Annotated in this window: 13 protein-coding genes; 6 read left to right on the plus strand and 7 right to left on the minus strand. The window is 68.8% G+C overall.

Translation table 11 applies throughout. From position 1 onward, the window contains the following. Positions 1–13: 13 nt before the first annotated feature. A complete protein-coding gene (locus U5A56_RS05145) occupies positions 14–1,531 on the minus strand; it encodes a CoA-acylating methylmalonate-semialdehyde dehydrogenase (protein WP_321921160.1) in 1,518 nt (505 codons plus the stop codon). Between the two features lie 49 nt (positions 1,532–1,580). Then, positions 1,581–2,939 carry an aspartate aminotransferase family protein gene (locus U5A56_RS05150; protein WP_321921162.1) on the minus strand — a complete coding sequence of 453 codons (1,359 nt, stop codon included), beginning with the start codon at positions 2,937–2,939 and terminating at the stop codon, positions 1,581–1,583. 105 nt (positions 2,940–3,044) lie between these two features. Between U5A56_RS05150 and U5A56_RS05155 the strand changes: the two genes are divergently transcribed. Further along, positions 3,045–4,010 (plus strand): LysR family transcriptional regulator, encoded by a 966-nt coding sequence (locus U5A56_RS05155; RefSeq protein ID WP_257772540.1) that lies wholly within the window; start codon positions 3,045–3,047, stop codon positions 4,008–4,010. A 105-nt stretch (positions 4,011–4,115) separates the two neighbouring features. Next, entirely contained in the window at positions 4,116–4,607 is a 492-nt protein-coding gene (locus U5A56_RS05160) for a 2,4'-dihydroxyacetophenone dioxygenase family protein (RefSeq protein ID WP_044843036.1), read from the plus strand. A 125-nt stretch (positions 4,608–4,732) separates the two neighbouring features. Here U5A56_RS05160 and U5A56_RS05165 read toward each other — a convergent pair whose 3' ends face one another. Both U5A56_RS05165 and U5A56_RS05170 read right to left on the minus strand, forming a co-directional pair. Continuing rightward, positions 4,733–5,881 carry an epoxide hydrolase gene (locus tag U5A56_RS05165; RefSeq protein WP_321810879.1) on the minus strand — a complete coding sequence of 383 codons (1,149 nt, stop codon included), beginning with the start codon at positions 5,879–5,881 and terminating at the stop codon, positions 4,733–4,735. A gap of 76 nt (positions 5,882–5,957) precedes the next feature. Then, a complete protein-coding gene (locus tag U5A56_RS05170; RefSeq protein ID WP_321810880.1) occupies positions 5,958–6,917 on the minus strand; it encodes a GlxA family transcriptional regulator in 960 nt (319 codons plus the stop codon). Between the two features lie 135 nt (positions 6,918–7,052). On the opposite strand from U5A56_RS05170, the gene U5A56_RS05175 reads away from it, so the two are divergent. The 3 genes from U5A56_RS05175 (at position 7,053) to U5A56_RS05185 (ending at position 10,841) form a co-directional block, all read left to right on the plus strand. Beyond that, positions 7,053–7,853 (plus strand): SDR family NAD(P)-dependent oxidoreductase, encoded by an 801-nt coding sequence (locus tag U5A56_RS05175; protein WP_044843034.1) that lies wholly within the window; start codon positions 7,053–7,055, stop codon positions 7,851–7,853. Between the two features lie 11 nt (positions 7,854–7,864). Further along, positions 7,865–8,626, plus strand: coding sequence for an SDR family oxidoreductase (locus U5A56_RS05180; protein WP_321921164.1), 762 nt, complete (start codon positions 7,865–7,867; stop codon positions 8,624–8,626). Between the two features lie 424 nt (positions 8,627–9,050). After that, positions 9,051–10,841, plus strand: coding sequence for a diguanylate cyclase (locus U5A56_RS05185; RefSeq protein ID WP_321921166.1), 1,791 nt, complete (start codon positions 9,051–9,053; stop codon positions 10,839–10,841). Positions 10,842–10,924: 83 nt separating this feature from the next. Here the strand turns inward: U5A56_RS05185 and U5A56_RS05190 are convergent, their stop codons facing one another. The 3 genes from U5A56_RS05190 to U5A56_RS05200 form a co-directional block, all read right to left on the minus strand. After that, positions 10,925–12,280: an MFS transporter gene (locus tag U5A56_RS05190; protein WP_321921168.1), complete on the minus strand. Its 1,356-nt coding sequence runs from the start codon at positions 12,278–12,280 to the stop codon at positions 10,925–10,927. Between the two features lie 88 nt (positions 12,281–12,368). Next, positions 12,369–13,742 (minus strand): MFS transporter, encoded by a 1,374-nt coding sequence (locus U5A56_RS05195; RefSeq protein ID WP_321921170.1) that lies wholly within the window; start codon positions 13,740–13,742, stop codon positions 12,369–12,371. 182 nt (positions 13,743–13,924) lie between these two features. Then, positions 13,925–14,884, minus strand: a complete 960-nt coding sequence (locus tag U5A56_RS05200) for an MBL fold metallo-hydrolase (protein WP_044843030.1) — start codon at positions 14,882–14,884, stop codon at positions 13,925–13,927. A gap of 177 nt (positions 14,885–15,061) precedes the next feature. On the opposite strand from U5A56_RS05200, the gene U5A56_RS05205 reads away from it, so the two are divergent. Next, on the plus strand, positions 15,062–16,714 hold the full coding sequence (locus U5A56_RS05205; RefSeq protein WP_321921172.1) for an IclR family transcriptional regulator: 1,653 nt from the start codon (positions 15,062–15,064) through the stop codon (positions 16,712–16,714). Positions 16,715–17,032: the final 318 nt, after the last annotated feature.

Below are 17,032 nucleotides of genomic sequence, written 5' to 3' on the forward strand. Positions count from 1 at the left end.
ACGCGTCAGCGCGTCAGCGGTTCGACGGGAAGCTGAACACCGTCCCTTCGCGCACGCCGGCCGACGGCCAGCGCTGCGTGATCGTCTTGCGCTTCGTATAGAACCGCACCGCATCCGGGCCGTACGCGTGGAGATCACCGAACAGCGAGCGCTTCCAGCCGCCGAACGAGTGGTACGCGACCGGCACCGGCAGCGGCACGTTGATGCCCACCATGCCGATCTGGATGTTGTCGCTGAAGTAGCGCGCCGCTTCGCCGTCACGCGTGAACAGGCACGTGCCGTTGCCGTATTCGTGCGCGTCGATCAGCGCCATCGCCTCGTCGAGCGACTTCAGGCGGATCACGCCCAGCACCGGCCCGAAGATCTCGTGCTGATAGATCGGCATGCCGGGCTTCACGTTGTCGAACAGGCACGGGCCGAGGTAGTAGCCGCCGTCGTGGCCGTCGACCTTCACGCTGCGGCCGTCGACGACGAGCGTCGCGCCGGCCGCCACACCCGCCTCGACGAAACCCGTCACCTTCTCGAAATGCTGCTGCGTGACGAGCGGCCCCATGTCGACGCCGGCCCCGTTGCCCGGGCCGACCTTCATCTTCGCGATCTCGGCCTGCAGGCCTTCGACCACCTTGTCGCCGGTTTCCTCGCCGATCGCGACGACCAGCGGAATCGCCATGCAGCGCTCGCCGCACGAGCCGTACGCGGCGCCCATCAGCGCGTTCACCGCGTTGCCGATGTCGGCGTCGGGCATCACGACCGCGAAGTTCTTCGCGCCGCCGAGCGCCTGCACGCGCTTGCCGTGCGCACAGCCGGTCGAGTAGATGTATTCGGCGATCGGCGTCGAGCCGACGAAGCTCACCGCCTTCACGCGCGGGTCGGTCAGGAGCGTGTCGACGGCTTCCTTGTCGCCGTTCACGACGTTCAGCACGCCCGGCGGCAGGCCGGCCTCGAGCGCGAGCTCGGCCATGCGCAGCGTCGACGACGGCGTGCGCTCGGACGGCTTCAGCACGAACGCGTTGCCGCACGCGACGGCCATCGGCCACATCCACAGCGGCACCATCACCGGGAAGTTGAACGGCGTGATGCCGGCGGCCACGCCGAGCGCCTGGAATTCGCTCCACGAATCGATCGCGGGGCCGACGTTCTTGCTGTGCTCGCCCTTCAGCAGCTCGGGCACGTAGGACGCGTATTCGACGTTCTCGATCCCGCGCTGCAGTTCGCCCATTGCGTCGGCGAGCACCTTGCCGTGCTCGGCGGTAATCAGCGCGCACAGTTCGTCCGCATGCTCCTCGAGCAGCGTCTTGAAGCGGCTCATCACGCGCGCGCGCTTCAGCGGCGGCGTATTGCGCCACGCCGGGAACGCGGCCTGCGCGGACGCGATCGCGGCTTCGACGGTCAGCTTGTCGGCGAGCGCAACGCTCTTGTGCGATTCGCCGGTAGCCGGGTCGAACACCGGCTGGACGCGGCTGCCGCCGTCGACGCGCTTGCCGTCGATCAGGTGGCCGAGGGTGGAGGTCACATTGCTGTCGTGTTTCATCGTTCAGGCTCTTTCGTGAATTCGGTTGTCGCGGGAAAAGGGCCGCGGCTCAGTCCACTTCGTTCAGCGCGTCGGACAGCGCGTTCACGAGGTTGTCGATCTCGCGCTTCTCGGCGATGAACGGCGGCGCGAGCTGGATCGTGTCGCCGCCGTAGCGCACGTAGAAGCCCTTCGCCCAGCAGCGCATCGCGATCTCGTACGGGCGCCGTGCCGGCTCGCCCGGCAGCGCCGCGATCGTCAGGCCGGCCGCCAGCCCGTAGTTGCGGATGTCGGTGATATGGCGCTGGCCCTTCAGCCCGTGCACGGCCGCCTCGAAATGCGGCGCGAGATCGCGCACGCGGGCCACCGCGTCTTCCTTCACGAGCAGGTCGAGCGCCGCGACGCCGGCCGCGCACGCGACCGGGTGCGCCGAATACGTGTAGCCGTGCGGGAACTCGAGCATGTACTCGGGGCCGCCCGCGGCCATGAACGTGTCGTAGATTTCCTTCGTCGCGATCACGCCGCCGAGCGGCTGCACGCCGTTCGTCACCTGTTTCGCGAAGTTCATGATGTCCGGCACCACGCCGAACGCGTCGGCGCCCGTCATCGCGCCGGCACGGCCGAAGCCCGTGATGACTTCATCGAAGATCAGCAGGATGTCGTGCGCGGTACAGATGTCGCGCAGGCGCTTCAGATAGCCCTTCGGCGGGATCACCACGCCAGCCGAGCCGGAGAACGGCTCGACGATCGCGGCCGCGATGTTCGACGCGTCGTGCAGCGTGATCAGGTCGAGCAGGCGGTCGGCCAGGTCGGCGCCGTTTTCCGGCATCCCGCGCGAGAACCGGTTTTCCGCGAGCTGCGTGTGCGGCAGGAAATCGGCGTCGATGCCCTGGCCGAACAGCTTGCGGTTCGCGCCGATCCCGCCGACCGAGATGCCGCCGAAGTTCACGCCGTGATAACCCTTCTCGCGGCCAATCAGGCGCGTTTTCGTGCCCTTGCCCTTGGCGCGCCAGTACGCGCGGGCCATTTTCAGCGACGTGTCGGCCGCTTCCGAGCCCGAGCCGGTGAAGAACACGTAGTCGAGGCCGGCCGGCGTCAGGTCCTTGATCTTGTTCGCGAGCTCGAACGACTTCGGATGACCGAACTGGAACGCCGGCGCGTAGTCGAGCTGCGCGACCTGGCGGCTCACGGCTTCCGTGATTTCCGTGCGGCCGTGACCGAGGCCCGTGCACCACAGGCCCGACAGGCCGTCGAAGATCTTGCGGCCTTCGCCATCCGTGTAATACGCGTCCTTCGCCGACACGATCATGCGCGGATCGGACTTGAACTGGCGGTTCGCCGTGAACGGCATCCAGTGGGCGTCGAGCCATGCGGCGTCGGTGCGGAGGTTCGTCTCTTCCTGCTGCTTGGCGATGGTCGTATCGGTCATGTCGGTCGGCGCGGCGCGCCCCTCCTTCTTGTGTTGATGTTGCGCATTGTCGGGACGACAATTAGTCTCTTCAATATCGCAATATCAATGTTCACTTGCTCATCTATGCAAGCAAAGAAACCGAAGAGCCGCGCGCTGCTCGGGCAGCTCAGCGACATGGATCTGCGGCTGCTGCGGGTCTTCAAGGGCGTCGTGCAGTGCGGCGGGATGGCGGCGGCCGAACTCGAGCTGAATATCGGCATCTCGACGATCAGCCGGCACGTGAAGGATCTGGAAACGCGCCTCGGCCTCGTGCTGTGCCGGCGCGGCCGCGCCGGCTTCACGCTGACCGCCGAGGGGCAGACGGTGTACGAGGAAACCCTGCGCCTACTCGCGTCGATGGAGGCATTTCGCAGCAGGATCGACGGTATTCACGACAAGATGGGCGGAGAACTGCACGTCGCCGTGTTCGACAAGACCGCCACCAACCCGCAGGCGCGGCTCGGCGACGCGATCCGCCAGTTCGCGGACGAGGCGCCCGACGTCGCGCTGAACCTGCATGTCGCGTCGATCAACGAGGTCGAGCGCGGGATCATCGACGGCAGCTATCAGGTCGGGATCATCCCCGCGCACCGCAGCTCGGGCAGCCTCGTGTATTCGGAACTGTTCGACGAGCGGATGCTGCTGTACTGCGGCCGCCAGCACCCGCTGTTCGACGCGCCGCACGGCAAGCTCACGTGGACGACGATCCGCAACCATGCGTTCGCCGGGCTCGGCTTCCATTCGCCGAACATGGAACTGAGCCATCGCGCGAAGCTCACGCGCAGCGCGACGGCGTCGGACCAGGAATCGATCGCGACGCTGATCCTGTCCGGCCGCTATCTCGGCTTCCTGCCCGACCATTACGCGGAGAGCTTCGAAAACAAGGGGCTGATGCAGCCGATCGCGCCGCACCGCTTCAACTACCGGTGCCGATTCGTGAGCCTGCTGCGGCGCTCGCCGCGGCCGTCGCGGGCGGCGCTGCTGTTCCAGTCTTGCCTGGAAGCCGCGCATGCGGCGCCGCGACCGGGCGACGACAGCGCCGCCGCGTAGCCCGGTTCAGGCTTCGCCCGCGCTGGCGTCAGGCCGCGACCGTGGCAGCCGCCCGCTCGCGCTCTGCGATAATGCGCACTTCCCCGTTTCCGCTCTCCCTCCGCCATGACGCAGCCGTCCGCCCCGCTCTCCACCGACCTGCCGCCGATTTCGTGCCTGCCCGGCGACGCGCTGCCGTGGCTGCCGATGAGCGCCGACCTGCCGGGGCTCGCGATCAAGTATCTGCATATCAATGCGGCGGAAGACACGCTGACCGCGCTGCTGAAGATGCCGGCCGGCGGCACGCTGCCGCGCCATCGCCACGACGGCGAGGTGTTCGTCCATACGCTGCAGGGTGCGTGGCGCTACCGCGAGTACGAATGGGTCGCGCAGGCCGGCTCGACAGTGCTCGAACCGGCGGGGTCGGTGCACACGCCGGAAACGCTCGGCGCGCCCGGCGACGACGTGATCACGCTCAACGTGATGCGCGGCGACCTGGTGCTGCTCGACGACGACGGCCGCGAGACCGCACGCGAGAATTGCCGCGTCGCGCTGCTGCGCCAGCGCAAGCATGCGCGTACTGCGCCGCACGATGCGGCGCCGTTTGTTACGCGGTAAGTCATGCGATAAGACAGGCGATAAGACAGGCGGAATCGTCGCGTCACGATCCGCACGGTGCCGGCACGCGCCAGCGCGCGGATGGCCGCCGGCGCACTTCGCCAGCGACGCCGCCTCCCGGTGCCTTACCGAAAACGCCGGAAAAATCGGCGAATATCGCTGGCCAGCAGGTCCGGTTCTTCCATCGCGGCAAAATGCCCGCCGCTCGGCATGTCGGCCCACTGCACGACGTCGAACACCCGTTCGAGCCAGCTGCGCGGCGGGCGGCTGATTTCCTTCGGAAAGCGCGCGAACGCGACGGGCACCGCCACGCGTTCCCCGGCCGCGAAGCGCATCGGCTGCAGCCGGTTTTCCCAATACATCTGCATTGCCGAGCCGATGCTGCCGGTAAACCAGTAGAGCGAGATGCCGGTCAGCAGCGTGTCGTGCGAAAACCGCCGCGCGACGTCGCCGTCGCAATCGCTCCACGCGCGGAATTTCTCGGCGATCCACGCGGCCAGCCCGGCCGGCGAGTCGTTGAGCGCGACAGCCAGCGTCTGCGGCTTCGTCATGTGCACATGCGCGTATGCGCCCTCCAGCGCGGCCCACTCTCCGCGCTGCGTCACGAAGGCCCGTTCGTCCTCGGTGAGCGGCGAAGCCGCGTCGGCCGGAGGCTCGTAGCTGCCGGGCAGGTAGTTCAGATGAATGCCGTCCACCACGCCGGGATGTCGCGCGCCGAGCGCAATCGACACGCCTGCGCCGAGATCGCCGCCTTGCGCGCCGAAGCGGCGATATCCGAGCCCGGACATCAACGCCGCCCAACTGTCGGCGACCTGAAATGCCGACATGCCGGGCGCCGCGGGCGCGGGCGAGAACGCGAAGCCCGGAAGCGACGGCGCGACGACGTCGAACGCGTCGTGCGGATCGCCGCCGAATGCGGCCGGATCGCACAGGCGATCGATCAGCGCGTCGAACTCGAATACGGAGCCCGGCCAGCCGTGCGTGATGACGAGCGGATACGGCTTCGGCCCCGCCCCGCGCCGATGGATGAAATGCACGCGTTGCCCGCCCGCGTCCGCGACGAACTGCGGCAGCCTGTTCAGCGCGCGCTCCGCCGCACGCCAGTCGAAGCGCTCGGCCCAGTACGCGACCAGTTCGCGCAGCCACGCGCCATCCACACCCTGCTGCCACGGGTCGGCGGGCGTCAGCAGCGGTGCGCGCATGTCGCGCAGGCGCCGACGCAGGTCGTCGAGCGCGCGATCGGGAATCGCAATGTTGAACGGGGCGGCGTGCATGGTGTCTCCTCGCGAGGAATGCGGGAGATTCTGCGCGATTTCCCGGACGCGCGCTGGCGGCTCGCACCCGCGAACGTCAGGTCGATTCGCGCTCGTCCACCCGCGCGTCGCGTCGCACCGCCTGCGGCGGCACGCCGAAACCGCGCACGAACGCGTCGCGCAGGTGACGCCGGTCGCGAAAACCGTTCTCCTTCGCGATCACGTCGAGCGAGTGCCGGCTCTGCTCGATCATCAGTCGCGCGGCCTCGAGCCGCAGCCGCTCGATCGCCTTCGCCGGCGACTGCCCGGTTTCCAGCGTGAACACGCGGCTGAACTGGCGCGGACTCAGGTGGACGGCGTCGGCCAGTTCCTCGACGGTCAGCGCGCGGCCGAGGTTCTGCCGCGCATAGTTGAGCGCGTTCTGGATCCGGTCCGATTTCGGCGCGAGCTCCAGCATTTCCGAATGCTGCGACTGCCCGCCCGAGCGGCGCTGGTGCATCACGAGCTTGCGCGCGACCGAGCGCGCGGCGTCCGCGCCGAGATCCTTCTCCACCATCGCGAGCGTCAGGTCGAGGCCGGCCGTCATCCCGGCCGACGTCCAGATCGGGCCGTCGACGATGTAGATCCGGTCCTCCTCGACACGAATGTCCGGAAAGTGCTTCTGCATCTCGCGGCCGTACGCCCAGTGCGTCGTCGCGCGGCGCTGCGCGAGCAGCCCGGCCTCGGCGAGCACGAACGCGCCCGTGCAGATGCCGGCGACCCGCCGCGCGCGCGCGTTCGCGCGCCGCAGGAACGCGACGACGCCGGCCGGCGCCGGCGACGCGAGCGGATCGTTGACGCCCGCGACGATCCACGTATCGACGTCGACCCGGCCGCTGAGCGCGCGCGTCGCGACCGACAACCCGAGCGACGAGCGCACGTCGCCACCCTCGACGGAATAGTTGTCCATCACGTAGAACGGTTCGCCCGCGGCCAGGTTCGCGTACTCGAACACCGATTGCGTGGCGAGCGCCATGATCTGGAAGCCGTCGCTGATCAGAAAGCCGATGCGGTGCATGCGTGTCTCCGGTGGCGGGCGGCACGATCGGCACCCGATGTCCTGAATCATACCCATCTACGTCATTTGTGTCGCCGCGATTCGAGGCCAGAATGCCTTCACGCACTCACCCTTTCCTCGACACGGAGCGACATCATGACTGAAGCACATCGCGGTACCGCCGTCATCACCGGCGCATCGTCCGGCATCGGCGCGATCTATGCGGACCGCCTCGCGCGCCGCGGCTACGACCTGATCCTGGTCGCGCGCAACCGCGACCGGCTGGCCGCGCTCGCCGAGCGCATCACGAACGACACGCAGCGCAGCGTCGAGATCGTCGGCGCCGACCTCAACGACCGCGCGGCGCTCGCCGCCGTCGAAGCGAAGCTGAAGCAGGACGCGAGCATCACGCTGCTCGTCAACAACGCGGGCGTCGGCACGCACACGCCGCTGCTCGACAGCGACGTCGACGCGATGACGCGGCTGCTCGACCTGAACGTGACCGCGCTCACGCGCCTGACCTATGCAGCCGTGCCCGGCTTCGTCGCGCGCGGCCGCGGTGCCGTGATCAACATCTCGTCGATCGTCGCGCTGTCGCCGGAAACGCTCAATGGCGTCTACGGCGGCAGCAAGGCATTCGTGCTCGCGTTCAGCCAGTCGCTGCATCACGAACTCGCGGACCACGGCGTGCAGGTGCAGGCCGTGCTGCCCGGCGCGACGGCCACCGACTTCTGGCAGACCGGCGGCCTGCCGCTCGAACATCTGCCGAAGGAGATCGTGATGCCGGCGTCCGACCTGGTCGACGCGGCGCTGGTCGGCTTCGACCGCCGCGAGCTCGTGACGATTCCGTCGCTGCACGCGGCCGACGAATGGGATGCGTTCGAGGCCGCGCGCCGCACGATGGCGCCGCATCTGTCGACCGATTCGCCGGCGCCGCGCTATGCGGCCGCCCGCTGAGGTGCATCGTCATGAAACTCGACGGCAATACCATCCTCATCACCGGCGGCACGTCCGGGATCGGCCGTGCGCTGGCGATCGCGCTCGACGACCTGGGCAACAAGGTCGTCGTCGCCGGCCGGCGCACGAAGCTGCTCGACGAGATCGCGCGGCAGTATCCGAACATCGACACGATCGAGCTCGACGTCGGCGATGCCGCGCAGATCCGCGCGGTCGCGGCGCGGTTGATCGACCGCTACCCGGCGCTGAACGTCGTGATCAACAACGCGGGCATCATGCCGTTCGACGATGCGGCCGGGCCGCTCGACGACGAACAGGCCGTGCGCCTCGTCGAGACGAACCTGCTCGGCCCGGTGCGCGTCAGCGCGGCGTTCGTCGAACACCTGAAGCGGCAGCCGGACGCGACGATCATCAACAACAGCTCGGTGCTCGCGTACGTGCCGCTCGCGTCGGCCGCGCTGTATTCGGCGACGAAGGCTGCGATCCATTCGTACACGCTGTCGCAGCGTTTCATGCTGCGCGACACGAGCGTGCGCGTGCTGGAAATCGCGCCGCCGTGGGTCGACACCGACCTCGTGCACAAGAGCGGCGATCCGCGCGCGATGCCGGTCGACGCGTTCGTCGCCGAGACGCTGGCGCTGCTCGAGACCGCCACCACCGAAGTCGTCGTCGAAGCGGCGAAGCCGTTGCGCGACAATACCGGGCCGAACGAGCACGCGTTCGTCGGCGAGTTCAACCGCTTCGTTGTCGACAACCCGATTCCCGTCGCGTGACGTCGCGCAGCGCAATCCCGCGCACGCATTGATCTGCCGAAAGGCGCCGGCTTCCGCACGATCGGACTGCGAAGCCGGCGCTTGCCGGTTTTCCCGCGCATTCATTCAGGATGCCTGAAGCGGCCCTTCTCTGCGCTGCTTCTCTGCGCTGCTTCTCTGCGCTGCTTCTCTGCGCTGCTTCTCTGCACTGCTTCTCTGCAACGCTTCTCTACGCGGCCTCTCTACGCTGCTTCTCCGCGACCCTTCTCCACGCTGCTTCTCCACGTCCCTTCTCCATGCCCCAAACTCGCCGCCAACCAACCCGTTTCGCCCTTGCTTGCCACGCATTCCTCGCGACGATAAGCTCTACGATCCCAGCCCCCGAAGCAGCGCCCTCCGGCATTCGTCCGATCATCGGCGCAATCGACCGTCGCGGATTTCGACCATGCGGTTCCGTATGTTCACCACCGGGACCGGCGACACGCCCGGCTCCTGTCGCGCTCCCGCCGACGATCGACCGGCGCTTGCGCCGTTGCCCGAACTCGACACCGTGTGCCGTCTCGCCCGCGCGCATTTCGGCACGGCCGGTGCGTTCATCGCGTCCGCCGAAACCGGCGCGCAGCGCGTGGCGGCGTCCGACGGCACGCTGCCCGCCACGCTTCCTGCCATGCGTTTCCCGTCGCGCGCCGCGCCCGCTGCGGCGGCCGGCCGACGCTTCATCGCGCCCGCCGCGGGCGACCTCCCGAATGACGCGCCGCACGTCGTCGCGGCCTGCGAGTTGCTCGCGCCCGACGGCACCGCGCTGGGCGCGCTATGCGTCGCCGGCAGCACCGGCCTGACGCTCGACGCCGCGCAGCGCGCTTTCCTGCACGACCTGGCGACACTGGCGGAACGCGCGATCGGCCGCGCGAACGCGCATGCCGCGCTGCGCGAACGGCTCGGCGTCGTCGAGGAACACAGCGCGCTGACCACGCTGGCGCTGAACGAAAGCGGCACCGGCGTATGGGATCGCAACGTCGAAACCGGCGAGATCCATTACTCGGCAGCCTGGAAGGCGCTGCTCGGATATGCGCCCGATGAACTGACGAGCCGGATCGAGGATGCATACGAACGGCTGCACCCGGACGACGTCGCCGGCGTGAAAGCCGCGATGCTCGCGCACTTCGAAAGCCGGACCGACAGCTATGCGGTCGAACACCGCATCCGCTGCAAGAACGGCACGTACAAATGGATCTGCAGCCGCGGCAAGGTCATCGCCCGCGACCGCCACGGGCGCGCGCTGCGCATGGTCGGCACGACCACGGACATCACCGCGCTGCGCGAACTCGCCGGCCGCTTGAGCGACTCCGTCACGCTCGTGACGAGCCTGACCGACCGGGTGCCGGGCCTCGTGTTCCAGCTGCGGCAGACCGCCGACGGCCGCCGGTTCTTTTCGTACGCGAGCGCGGGCGCACGCGACATCTACGAACTGACGCCCGAGCAGATCGCCCGCGACGCGGATGCGGTCGAAACCCGGATTCATCCTGCCGACCTGGTTGCCTACCGTCAGTCGCTGCGGGTGTCGGCGGAGCGCCTGGCGCCGTGGCGGCTCGAATACCGCGTGCTGCTGCCGGACCAGGGAATGCGCTGGCGCGAAGGCGACGCGCGCCCGCAACGCACGCCGGACGGCGGCACGGTCTGGCACGGCTTCATCACGGATGCGACCGAGCGCAAGCACATCGAGACCGAACTGCACCGGATGGCGACGACCGATCACCTGACCCAGCTGTCCAACCGCCACGCGTTCATGCGGCATAGCGAAGCCGCGTTGCGCGGCGTGCGCGCGACCGGCCAGGACGCCGCGGTGCTGATGCTCGACCTCGATCACTTCAAGGCGCTGAACGACCGCTGGGGCCATCCGCTCGGCGATCGCGCGCTCCGGCATTTCGCGCGGCTGCTGCTCGCGGAGATCGGGACGGACGGCATCGTCGGGCGCATCGGCGGCGAGGAATTCGCGATCGTGCTGCCGCACACCGGGATCGACGCGGCGTGCGCGCTCGCGCTGCGCGTGCAGCAGCGCGTGGCCGATTCGCGGCTCGTGCACGAGGATCAGCCGCTCGTGCTGACCGTCAGCATCGGCATCGACGCGATGCGGACGTCCGACTTCGGCGCGTACCAGGCGCTGTCGCGGGCCGACAAGGCGCTGTATGTCGCGAAGGAGCGCGGCCGCAACCGGATCGAGGTGTATCGGGCCTAGCGCGCGTTCCCGCCGACAACGGGCTCGCGCCCGTCCTGGCCGCCCACCCCGTCGTACGCGCGCCGCGTCGACGCATCACGCGATCAACGCGCCACGGGCGCCGCGTCGCGCGAGGTCGCCCGCACACCGAGCAGCATCGCGACCGCGCACGCGGCCAGCAATCCCGCGATCATCAGCATCGCCGCATCCATGCTGCCGGTACGGGTGCGGATCACCCCGACGATCCACGGCGTGATCATCCCGCTCGATACGCCGATGCTGCTGATCAGCGCGATCCCGCCCGCCGCGCCGGCGCCCGAGAAATACGCGGACGGCACGGCCCAGAACACCGGGTGCGCGGCGAAGATCAGCATCGCCGCGATCGACAGCAGCGCCATCATCGCGACGATGCTCGGCAAGTGCAGCGTCAGCAACGCGAGCGCCACCGCACCGCCGAATGCGCACGCGGCGAAGTGCCGGCGACGCTCGCGCTTGCGGTCGGAGCGCCGCGCGATCGCGATCAGGCCGGCCGCGCCGATCGCGTTCGGCACGATCGACAGCAGGCTGATGTGCACGACGTCGTGAATGCCGAATTCGCGAATCATCAGCGGCATCCAGAACAGCAGCATCAACAGCGCCGTCGTCAGCGAAAAATAGATGAATGCGAACAGCCAGGTGCGCGGCGCGGCGAGCACCTGCCGCAGCGACGACGCCGCATCCGCGGGCGCCTCTGCCCGGTCGGCGGCCAGGTCGGCCGCGAGCCGCTGGCGGTCGTCGTCGGACAGCCAGCGCGCCTGTTCGGGGCGGTCGCACAGCCAGAACCACGCGATCACGCCGAGCAGGATCGCGGGCGCGCCCTCGATCGCGAACATCCACTGCCAGCCGTGCAGCCCGAGCACGCCCGACATCGACCGCATCAGCCAGCCCGACAGCAGCCCGCCGACCATCCCGGCCACCGCGACGCCCGCATAGAAGATCGACAGCACCGACGCGCGCCGGCGCGCCGGATACCAGTAGGTCAGGTAGAACACGACGCCCGGGAAGAAGCCGGCCTCGAACAGCCCGAGCAGGAAGCGCAGCACGTAGAAGTGCTTCGCGCTGTCGACGGTGATCATCGCGACCGACACCGCGCCCCACAGGACCATGATCCGCGCAAACGTGCGGCGCGCGCCGAAGCGGCGCAGCAGCGCGTTGCTCGGCACCTCGAACAGCACGTAGCCGACGAAGAACAGCACCGCGCCGAGGCTGTACATCGCATCGGTCAGGCCGAGATCCTGCCGCATCTGCAGCTGCGCGAAGCCGATGTTGCTGCGGTCGAGGATCGACACGATGTAGCAGATGAACAGGAACGGCACGATCCGCATGCCGATGCGGCGGTACAGCGCGTCGTTGTCCGACGCCGGCGCACGGGAACCGGACGCAACCGCCTGCGCGGCGTTCGCTTGAAGATGGGCTGACATCGATCGTCTCCTCGATGGATGCGGATACGGTGCTGACAGGAAATTCGGCGCCGGTCGCCGCCGCCCGCCGGCAGCGCCCGGCCGCGATTCAGGCGCGGCGTGCGGGTTCGCCCTTCACGCCGAGCATCAGCGCGGCGCCGCTCAGCGCGAGCAGCGCGGCCAGCAGGTACACGGCGAGATCCATGCTGCCGGTGCGCGTGCGGATCAGCCCGATCACCCACGGGCTGACGATGCCGCTCGTGATCCCGATGCTGCTGATCAGCGCGATCCCGGCCGCGGCCGCGTTGCCGGACAGGTAGCGGGTCGGCACGGCCCAGAAGATCGGCAACGCGGCGAAGATCAGCGTCGCCGCGATCGACAGGCACGCGAGCATCGCCGCGAAGCTGTGCAGGTGCAGCGTCAGCGCCGCGAGTGCCAGCCCGCCGCCGATCGTGCAGCACGCGAAGTGCTTGCGGCGCTCGCCGGTGCGGTCGGAATGGCGGGCGATCAGGATCAGCCCGACCGCGCCGACCGCGTTCGGCACGACCGTGTAGAGGCTCACCGACACGACGTCGGTCACGCCGAAATCGCGGATCATCAGCGGCATCCAGAAGTTGAGCGTCAGCGATGCGCAGGTCAGCGAGAAATAGATGAACGCGAACAGGTAGACGCGCGGGTTCGCGAGCGCGGCGACCAGGCTGCGTTTGTCGTGCGCACTGTGCGCGCCATGCGCACCGCCGTCGCTGCACAGCGCGGCGACGCGCGCCTTTTCGTCGGACGTGAGCCACGCGGCGTCCTGCGGCCGGTCGACCAGGTACGTGAACGCGAAGCATGCGAGCACGATCGCCGGCGCGCCTTCGATCGCGAACATCCATTGCCAGCCGTGCAGCCCAAGCACGCCGCTCATGTCGCGCATGATCCAGCCCGACATCAGGCCGCCGAGCACGCCCGCCACCGCGACGCCCGCGAAGAACACCGAGATCGCCGCCGCGCGGCGGTTCGCCGGGAACCAGTAGGTCAGGTACAGCACGATGCCCGGAAAGAAACCGGCCTCGAACACGCCGAGCAGGAAACGCAGCACGTAGAAATGCGACGGCTGCGACACGAACATCATCGCGGTCGACGCGATGCCCCACAGCAGCATGATCCGCGTGAACGTGCGGCGCGCGCCGAAGCGCGCGAGCAGCAGGTTGCTCGGCACCTCGCAGAACACGTAGCCGACGTAGAACGCCGCGGCGCCGAGGCCGTACATCGCATCGCTGAAGCCGAGGTCGTGCTTCATCTGCAGTTGCGCGAAGCCGATGTTGATGCGGTCGAGGAACGACACGACGTAGCAGAGGAACAGGAACGGCACGATCCGCCACGCGATCTTGCGGAACAGCAGCGCGTCGCCGGCAGCCAGTGCCGACGCGGATTCGTGGACGGAAGACGACGCGGCACTCGCGTGCGCGATCGTCGCTTCGGCGGGAAGCGATTGGGGCATGTCTCTCTCCAAACGGGCCGCGCGATTCGGGCGCGCAGCAGTCTCCGCGGGCGTGCATGCGCCCGGCTTTCTTGTGAGAACGGAAGTCGGCTCCCTGAACCGCCGCGCGATGCGGCCGCCGCTCAGGCGCCGTCAGGAACGCGGCGCGGCGCCCGCCCGGACGCCCCGCCGCGGTGACCCGCTCAGTCCTGCAGCGCGTCCCACATTTCCTTGTCGCGCTGCGCGGTCCAGATGCGCGGATGCGTGATGCCGCTCGCCTCGTCGTACGCGCGCGACACGTCGAACGGCAGACAGTGCTCGTAGATGAACACGTGGCCGAACTTCGGATCCATCGCTTCGCGCGTGAGCGCCATCGACGCCTTCAGGTCGAGCTTGCGCTCGACGGCCTTGCGGCCCTGCGCGAGCAGCGTCGTCACGAAGTCCTTCGTGTAGTCGAGGCCCTTGTTCACTTCGGCCGGATTCAGCAGCGCGGGGCCGCGGCCCGGCACGAGCTTTTCCGCGCCGAGCGCGCGCAGCGCCTCGAGCGTGGCCGGCCACTGTTCGAGCTGCGCGTCGCCGCAATAGCAGGCCGCGTCGTACTCGACCAGGTCGCCCGAGAACAGCACCTTCTGCGACGGCAGCCAGACGATCGTGTCGCCCTTCGTGTGGCCCGAGCCGACGTGCATGATCTTCACCTCGAGCTTGCCGAGGAACAGCGTAATCTCGCGCTCGAACACGAGCGTCGGCCAGGTCAGGCCCGGCACCGTCTCGACGCCCGCGAACAGCCGCGGGAACCGCTCGATCTCCGACTTCATGTCGGCCTCGCCGCGCTCGACGATCATTTCGTAGGTGCCGCGGCTCGCGATCACGTGCTGCGCGCCTTCGTCGAAATACGCGGACGCGCCGAGCACGCGCACCGCGTGGTAATGCGACAGCACGACGTGCTTGATCGGCTTGTCGGTCACGCTGCGGATCTTCGCGATCAGGTCCTGCGCCATCGCGGGCGTCGCGGTCGTGTCGACGATCAGCACGCTGTCGTCGCCGATGATCACGCCCGAGTTCGGGTCGCCTTCGGCGGTGTATGCGTACGCGTTCTCGGACAGCTGCGTCCAGGTGACTTTCTTCTCTTCCAGATCGGCTTGGGAGGCGAATGCTTTGGCCATGTTGCGTTCCGTGGCTGCGAGCCATGTGTTGAGGGGAATGAGCGGATCATCTTCCCGCGCCGAATATTTGTCAATGACAAAGTCGCTTGCTATTGTCTAATACGGGTAAACCTGCGGGCTGGCGCGTCAAATGGCGTCAGATACCATGCGGGGTTTCGTCAACGGAAGAATCATCGCGTGCAGAACCACGAAGTCAGCGCAGACGACGCGCCGCCCAAGGCGCAGCGCGGGATCCAGAGCGTCGAGGTCGGCGGCCGGCTGCTCGACGCGCTCGCGCGCCGGCGCAAGCCGCTCGGGCTGTCGGAGCTGGCGGCCGCGGCCGACCTGTCGACCGCGCAGGCGCACACCTATCTCGTCAGCCTGACGCGGCTCGCGCTCGTGAAGCGCGACGCGCTCACCGGCAACTACGAGCCGGGGCCGCTGTCGCTGCGGCTCGGGCTGATGTCGATCGAGCGCCAGCCGGCCTATCGCGCGGCGCTGCCGCACGCGGCGCGGCTCGCGGAAGCGGTCGGCCTGAGCGTCGCGCTGTCGGTGCCGGGCGCGCTCGGGCCCACGATCGTGCGCATCGAGCACGGCGGCTATCCGCTGCACGTGAACCTGCACGTCGGGTCCGTCATGTCGCTCGACACGACGGCGACCGGCCGGGTGTTCCGCGCGTTCGGCGACCCCGCCCAGCTCGACGCGATGGCGGCCAGCCAGGCCGGCGCCGGCGCCACGCTCGCCGGCGCGGAAGGCGACCAGCCCCCGTCCGACGCCCGCGCGTGGCAGGCCGAACTCGACGCGATCCGCGCGCGCGGGATCGAGCGCGGCGTGGATCGTCCGAGCCCCGGCGTCAGCGCGATGTGCGTGCCGGTGCTGGACGCGGACGGCCGCCTGCAACTCGCGTTGACGGTGATCGGTTCGAGCGGCTCGATCGATGTCGGCTGGGACGGCCCGATCGCGACGGCGCTGCGCGATGCGGCACGGCAAGCCACCGCGGCGCTCGACGCGGGACGCGACGCACCGCCGGTCGCGCCGGGCATGCCGCCGGCCACGCAGCGCATGCCGCCCGCGCTCGCCGACGACACGAAGGCGCAGCGCGGCATCAACGCGCTCGACAGCACGGGCGAACTGCTGCTCGCGCTCGTCTCGGCGGGCCGTGCGCTGCCATTGCGCGATCTCGCGGCAGCCGCCGGCATGCCGGCCGCGAAGGCGTTTCCGCACCTCGTGAGCCTGCAGAAGATCGGCCTGCTGAGCCGCGACGACGCGGGCTGCTTCGGCGGCGGGCCGCTCGCGCAGGCGCTCGGCCTGATCGCGATGCAACGCGTGTCGCCGACGCGCGATGCGGAAGCCGAAATCGTCGCGCTGGCGGCCGCGACCGACCTGAGCGTGGCCGCGGCGACGCTCGGGCCGCTCGGGCCGACCGTGATCCGTCTCGAGGAATCGGCGCGGCCGCAGCACGTGAGCCTTCAGGTCGGCACGGTGATGTCGCTCGTGAATACGGCGATCGGGCGGATGTTCGCGGCCGGCATGTCCGACGACGTGCTGGCCGGCCTGCTGGCCGACGAGCCGGTGCGCCTCGCAGGCCGCGCGACGCAGGTCGACGACGCATTCCGCGCGCGGCTCGCGGCGATCCGCGCGGACGAACTCGATTTCGCCTTCGATGCGCCGGTGCCGGGCATCGGGACGATCGCCGCGCCCGTGTTCGATCACACCGGCAGCATCCGGCTCGTGATTGCGATCATCGGCTCGTCGCGCGGCTTCCCGCGCGGGCCGCACAGCGAACTCGCGCATACGCTGCTCGCCGCGGCGCGCCGCCTGTCGTGGCGCTTCGGGTGGATCGGCGGGTAATCGCCGCCGCGCTGCCGCGCCCGTTCTCGTCGCCCCGCTTTCCGTTTTCGCCCGTCAATGCGAGGCCGCGCTCGCCGCGGTCTCGTCACGCCTGCCCGCCGCGCAGAAGGTGGTGTAGCTCATGTTGCGCGGCAGCAACATAAATTGTCAGTAATTCTCATATAACGAAATCGCATTTCACAAGACGGTGACGTTTCTTTATGATTAGGGTTATCCCTAACTCGCCACCTACATGGGGCTTCGTCATGCAAACGTCTAATGTCTCCGATCGTTCCACCCAATCCGCTGGCTGGCTCGCACGTGTTGGCGAGCTGCTTG

It is taken from the genome of Burkholderia sp. BCC1998 (genome assembly GCF_905339875.1).
In the GTDB taxonomy this organism is placed as follows: domain Bacteria; phylum Pseudomonadota; class Gammaproteobacteria; order Burkholderiales; family Burkholderiaceae; genus Burkholderia.

Excerpts from the sequence above, each read along its gene's own strand:
- U5A56_RS05160 (WP_044843036.1), top strand. The coding sequence starts at position 4,116 with ATGACGCAGCCGTCCGCCCCGCTCTCCACCGACCTGCCGCCGATTTCG.
- U5A56_RS05180 (WP_321921164.1), top strand. The coding sequence starts at position 7,865 with ATGAAACTCGACGGCAATACCATCCTCATCACCGGCGGCACGTCCGGG.
- U5A56_RS05190 (WP_321921168.1), bottom strand. The coding sequence starts at position 12,280 with ATGTCAGCCCATCTTCAAGCGAACGCCGCGCAGGCGGTTGCGTCCGGT.
- U5A56_RS05170 (WP_321810880.1), bottom strand. The coding sequence starts at position 6,917 with ATGCACCGCATCGGCTTTCTGATCAGCGACGGCTTCCAGATCATGGCG.
- U5A56_RS05195 (WP_321921170.1), bottom strand. The coding sequence starts at position 13,742 with ATGCCCCAATCGCTTCCCGCCGAAGCGACGATCGCGCACGCGAGTGCC.
- U5A56_RS05145 (WP_321921160.1), bottom strand. The coding sequence starts at position 1,531 with ATGAAACACGACAGCAATGTGACCTCCACCCTCGGCCACCTGATCGAC.
- U5A56_RS05165 (WP_321810879.1), bottom strand. The coding sequence starts at position 5,881 with ATGCACGCCGCCCCGTTCAACATTGCGATTCCCGATCGCGCGCTCGAC.
- U5A56_RS05185 (WP_321921166.1), top strand. The coding sequence starts at position 9,051 with ATGCGGTTCCGTATGTTCACCACCGGGACCGGCGACACGCCCGGCTCC.
- U5A56_RS05150 (WP_321921162.1), bottom strand. The coding sequence starts at position 2,939 with ATGACCGATACGACCATCGCCAAGCAGCAGGAAGAGACGAACCTCCGC.
- U5A56_RS05200 (WP_044843030.1), bottom strand. The coding sequence starts at position 14,884 with ATGGCCAAAGCATTCGCCTCCCAAGCCGATCTGGAAGAGAAGAAAGTC.
- U5A56_RS05155 (WP_257772540.1), top strand. The coding sequence starts at position 3,045 with ATGCAAGCAAAGAAACCGAAGAGCCGCGCGCTGCTCGGGCAGCTCAGC.
- U5A56_RS05175 (WP_044843034.1), top strand. The coding sequence starts at position 7,053 with ATGACTGAAGCACATCGCGGTACCGCCGTCATCACCGGCGCATCGTCC.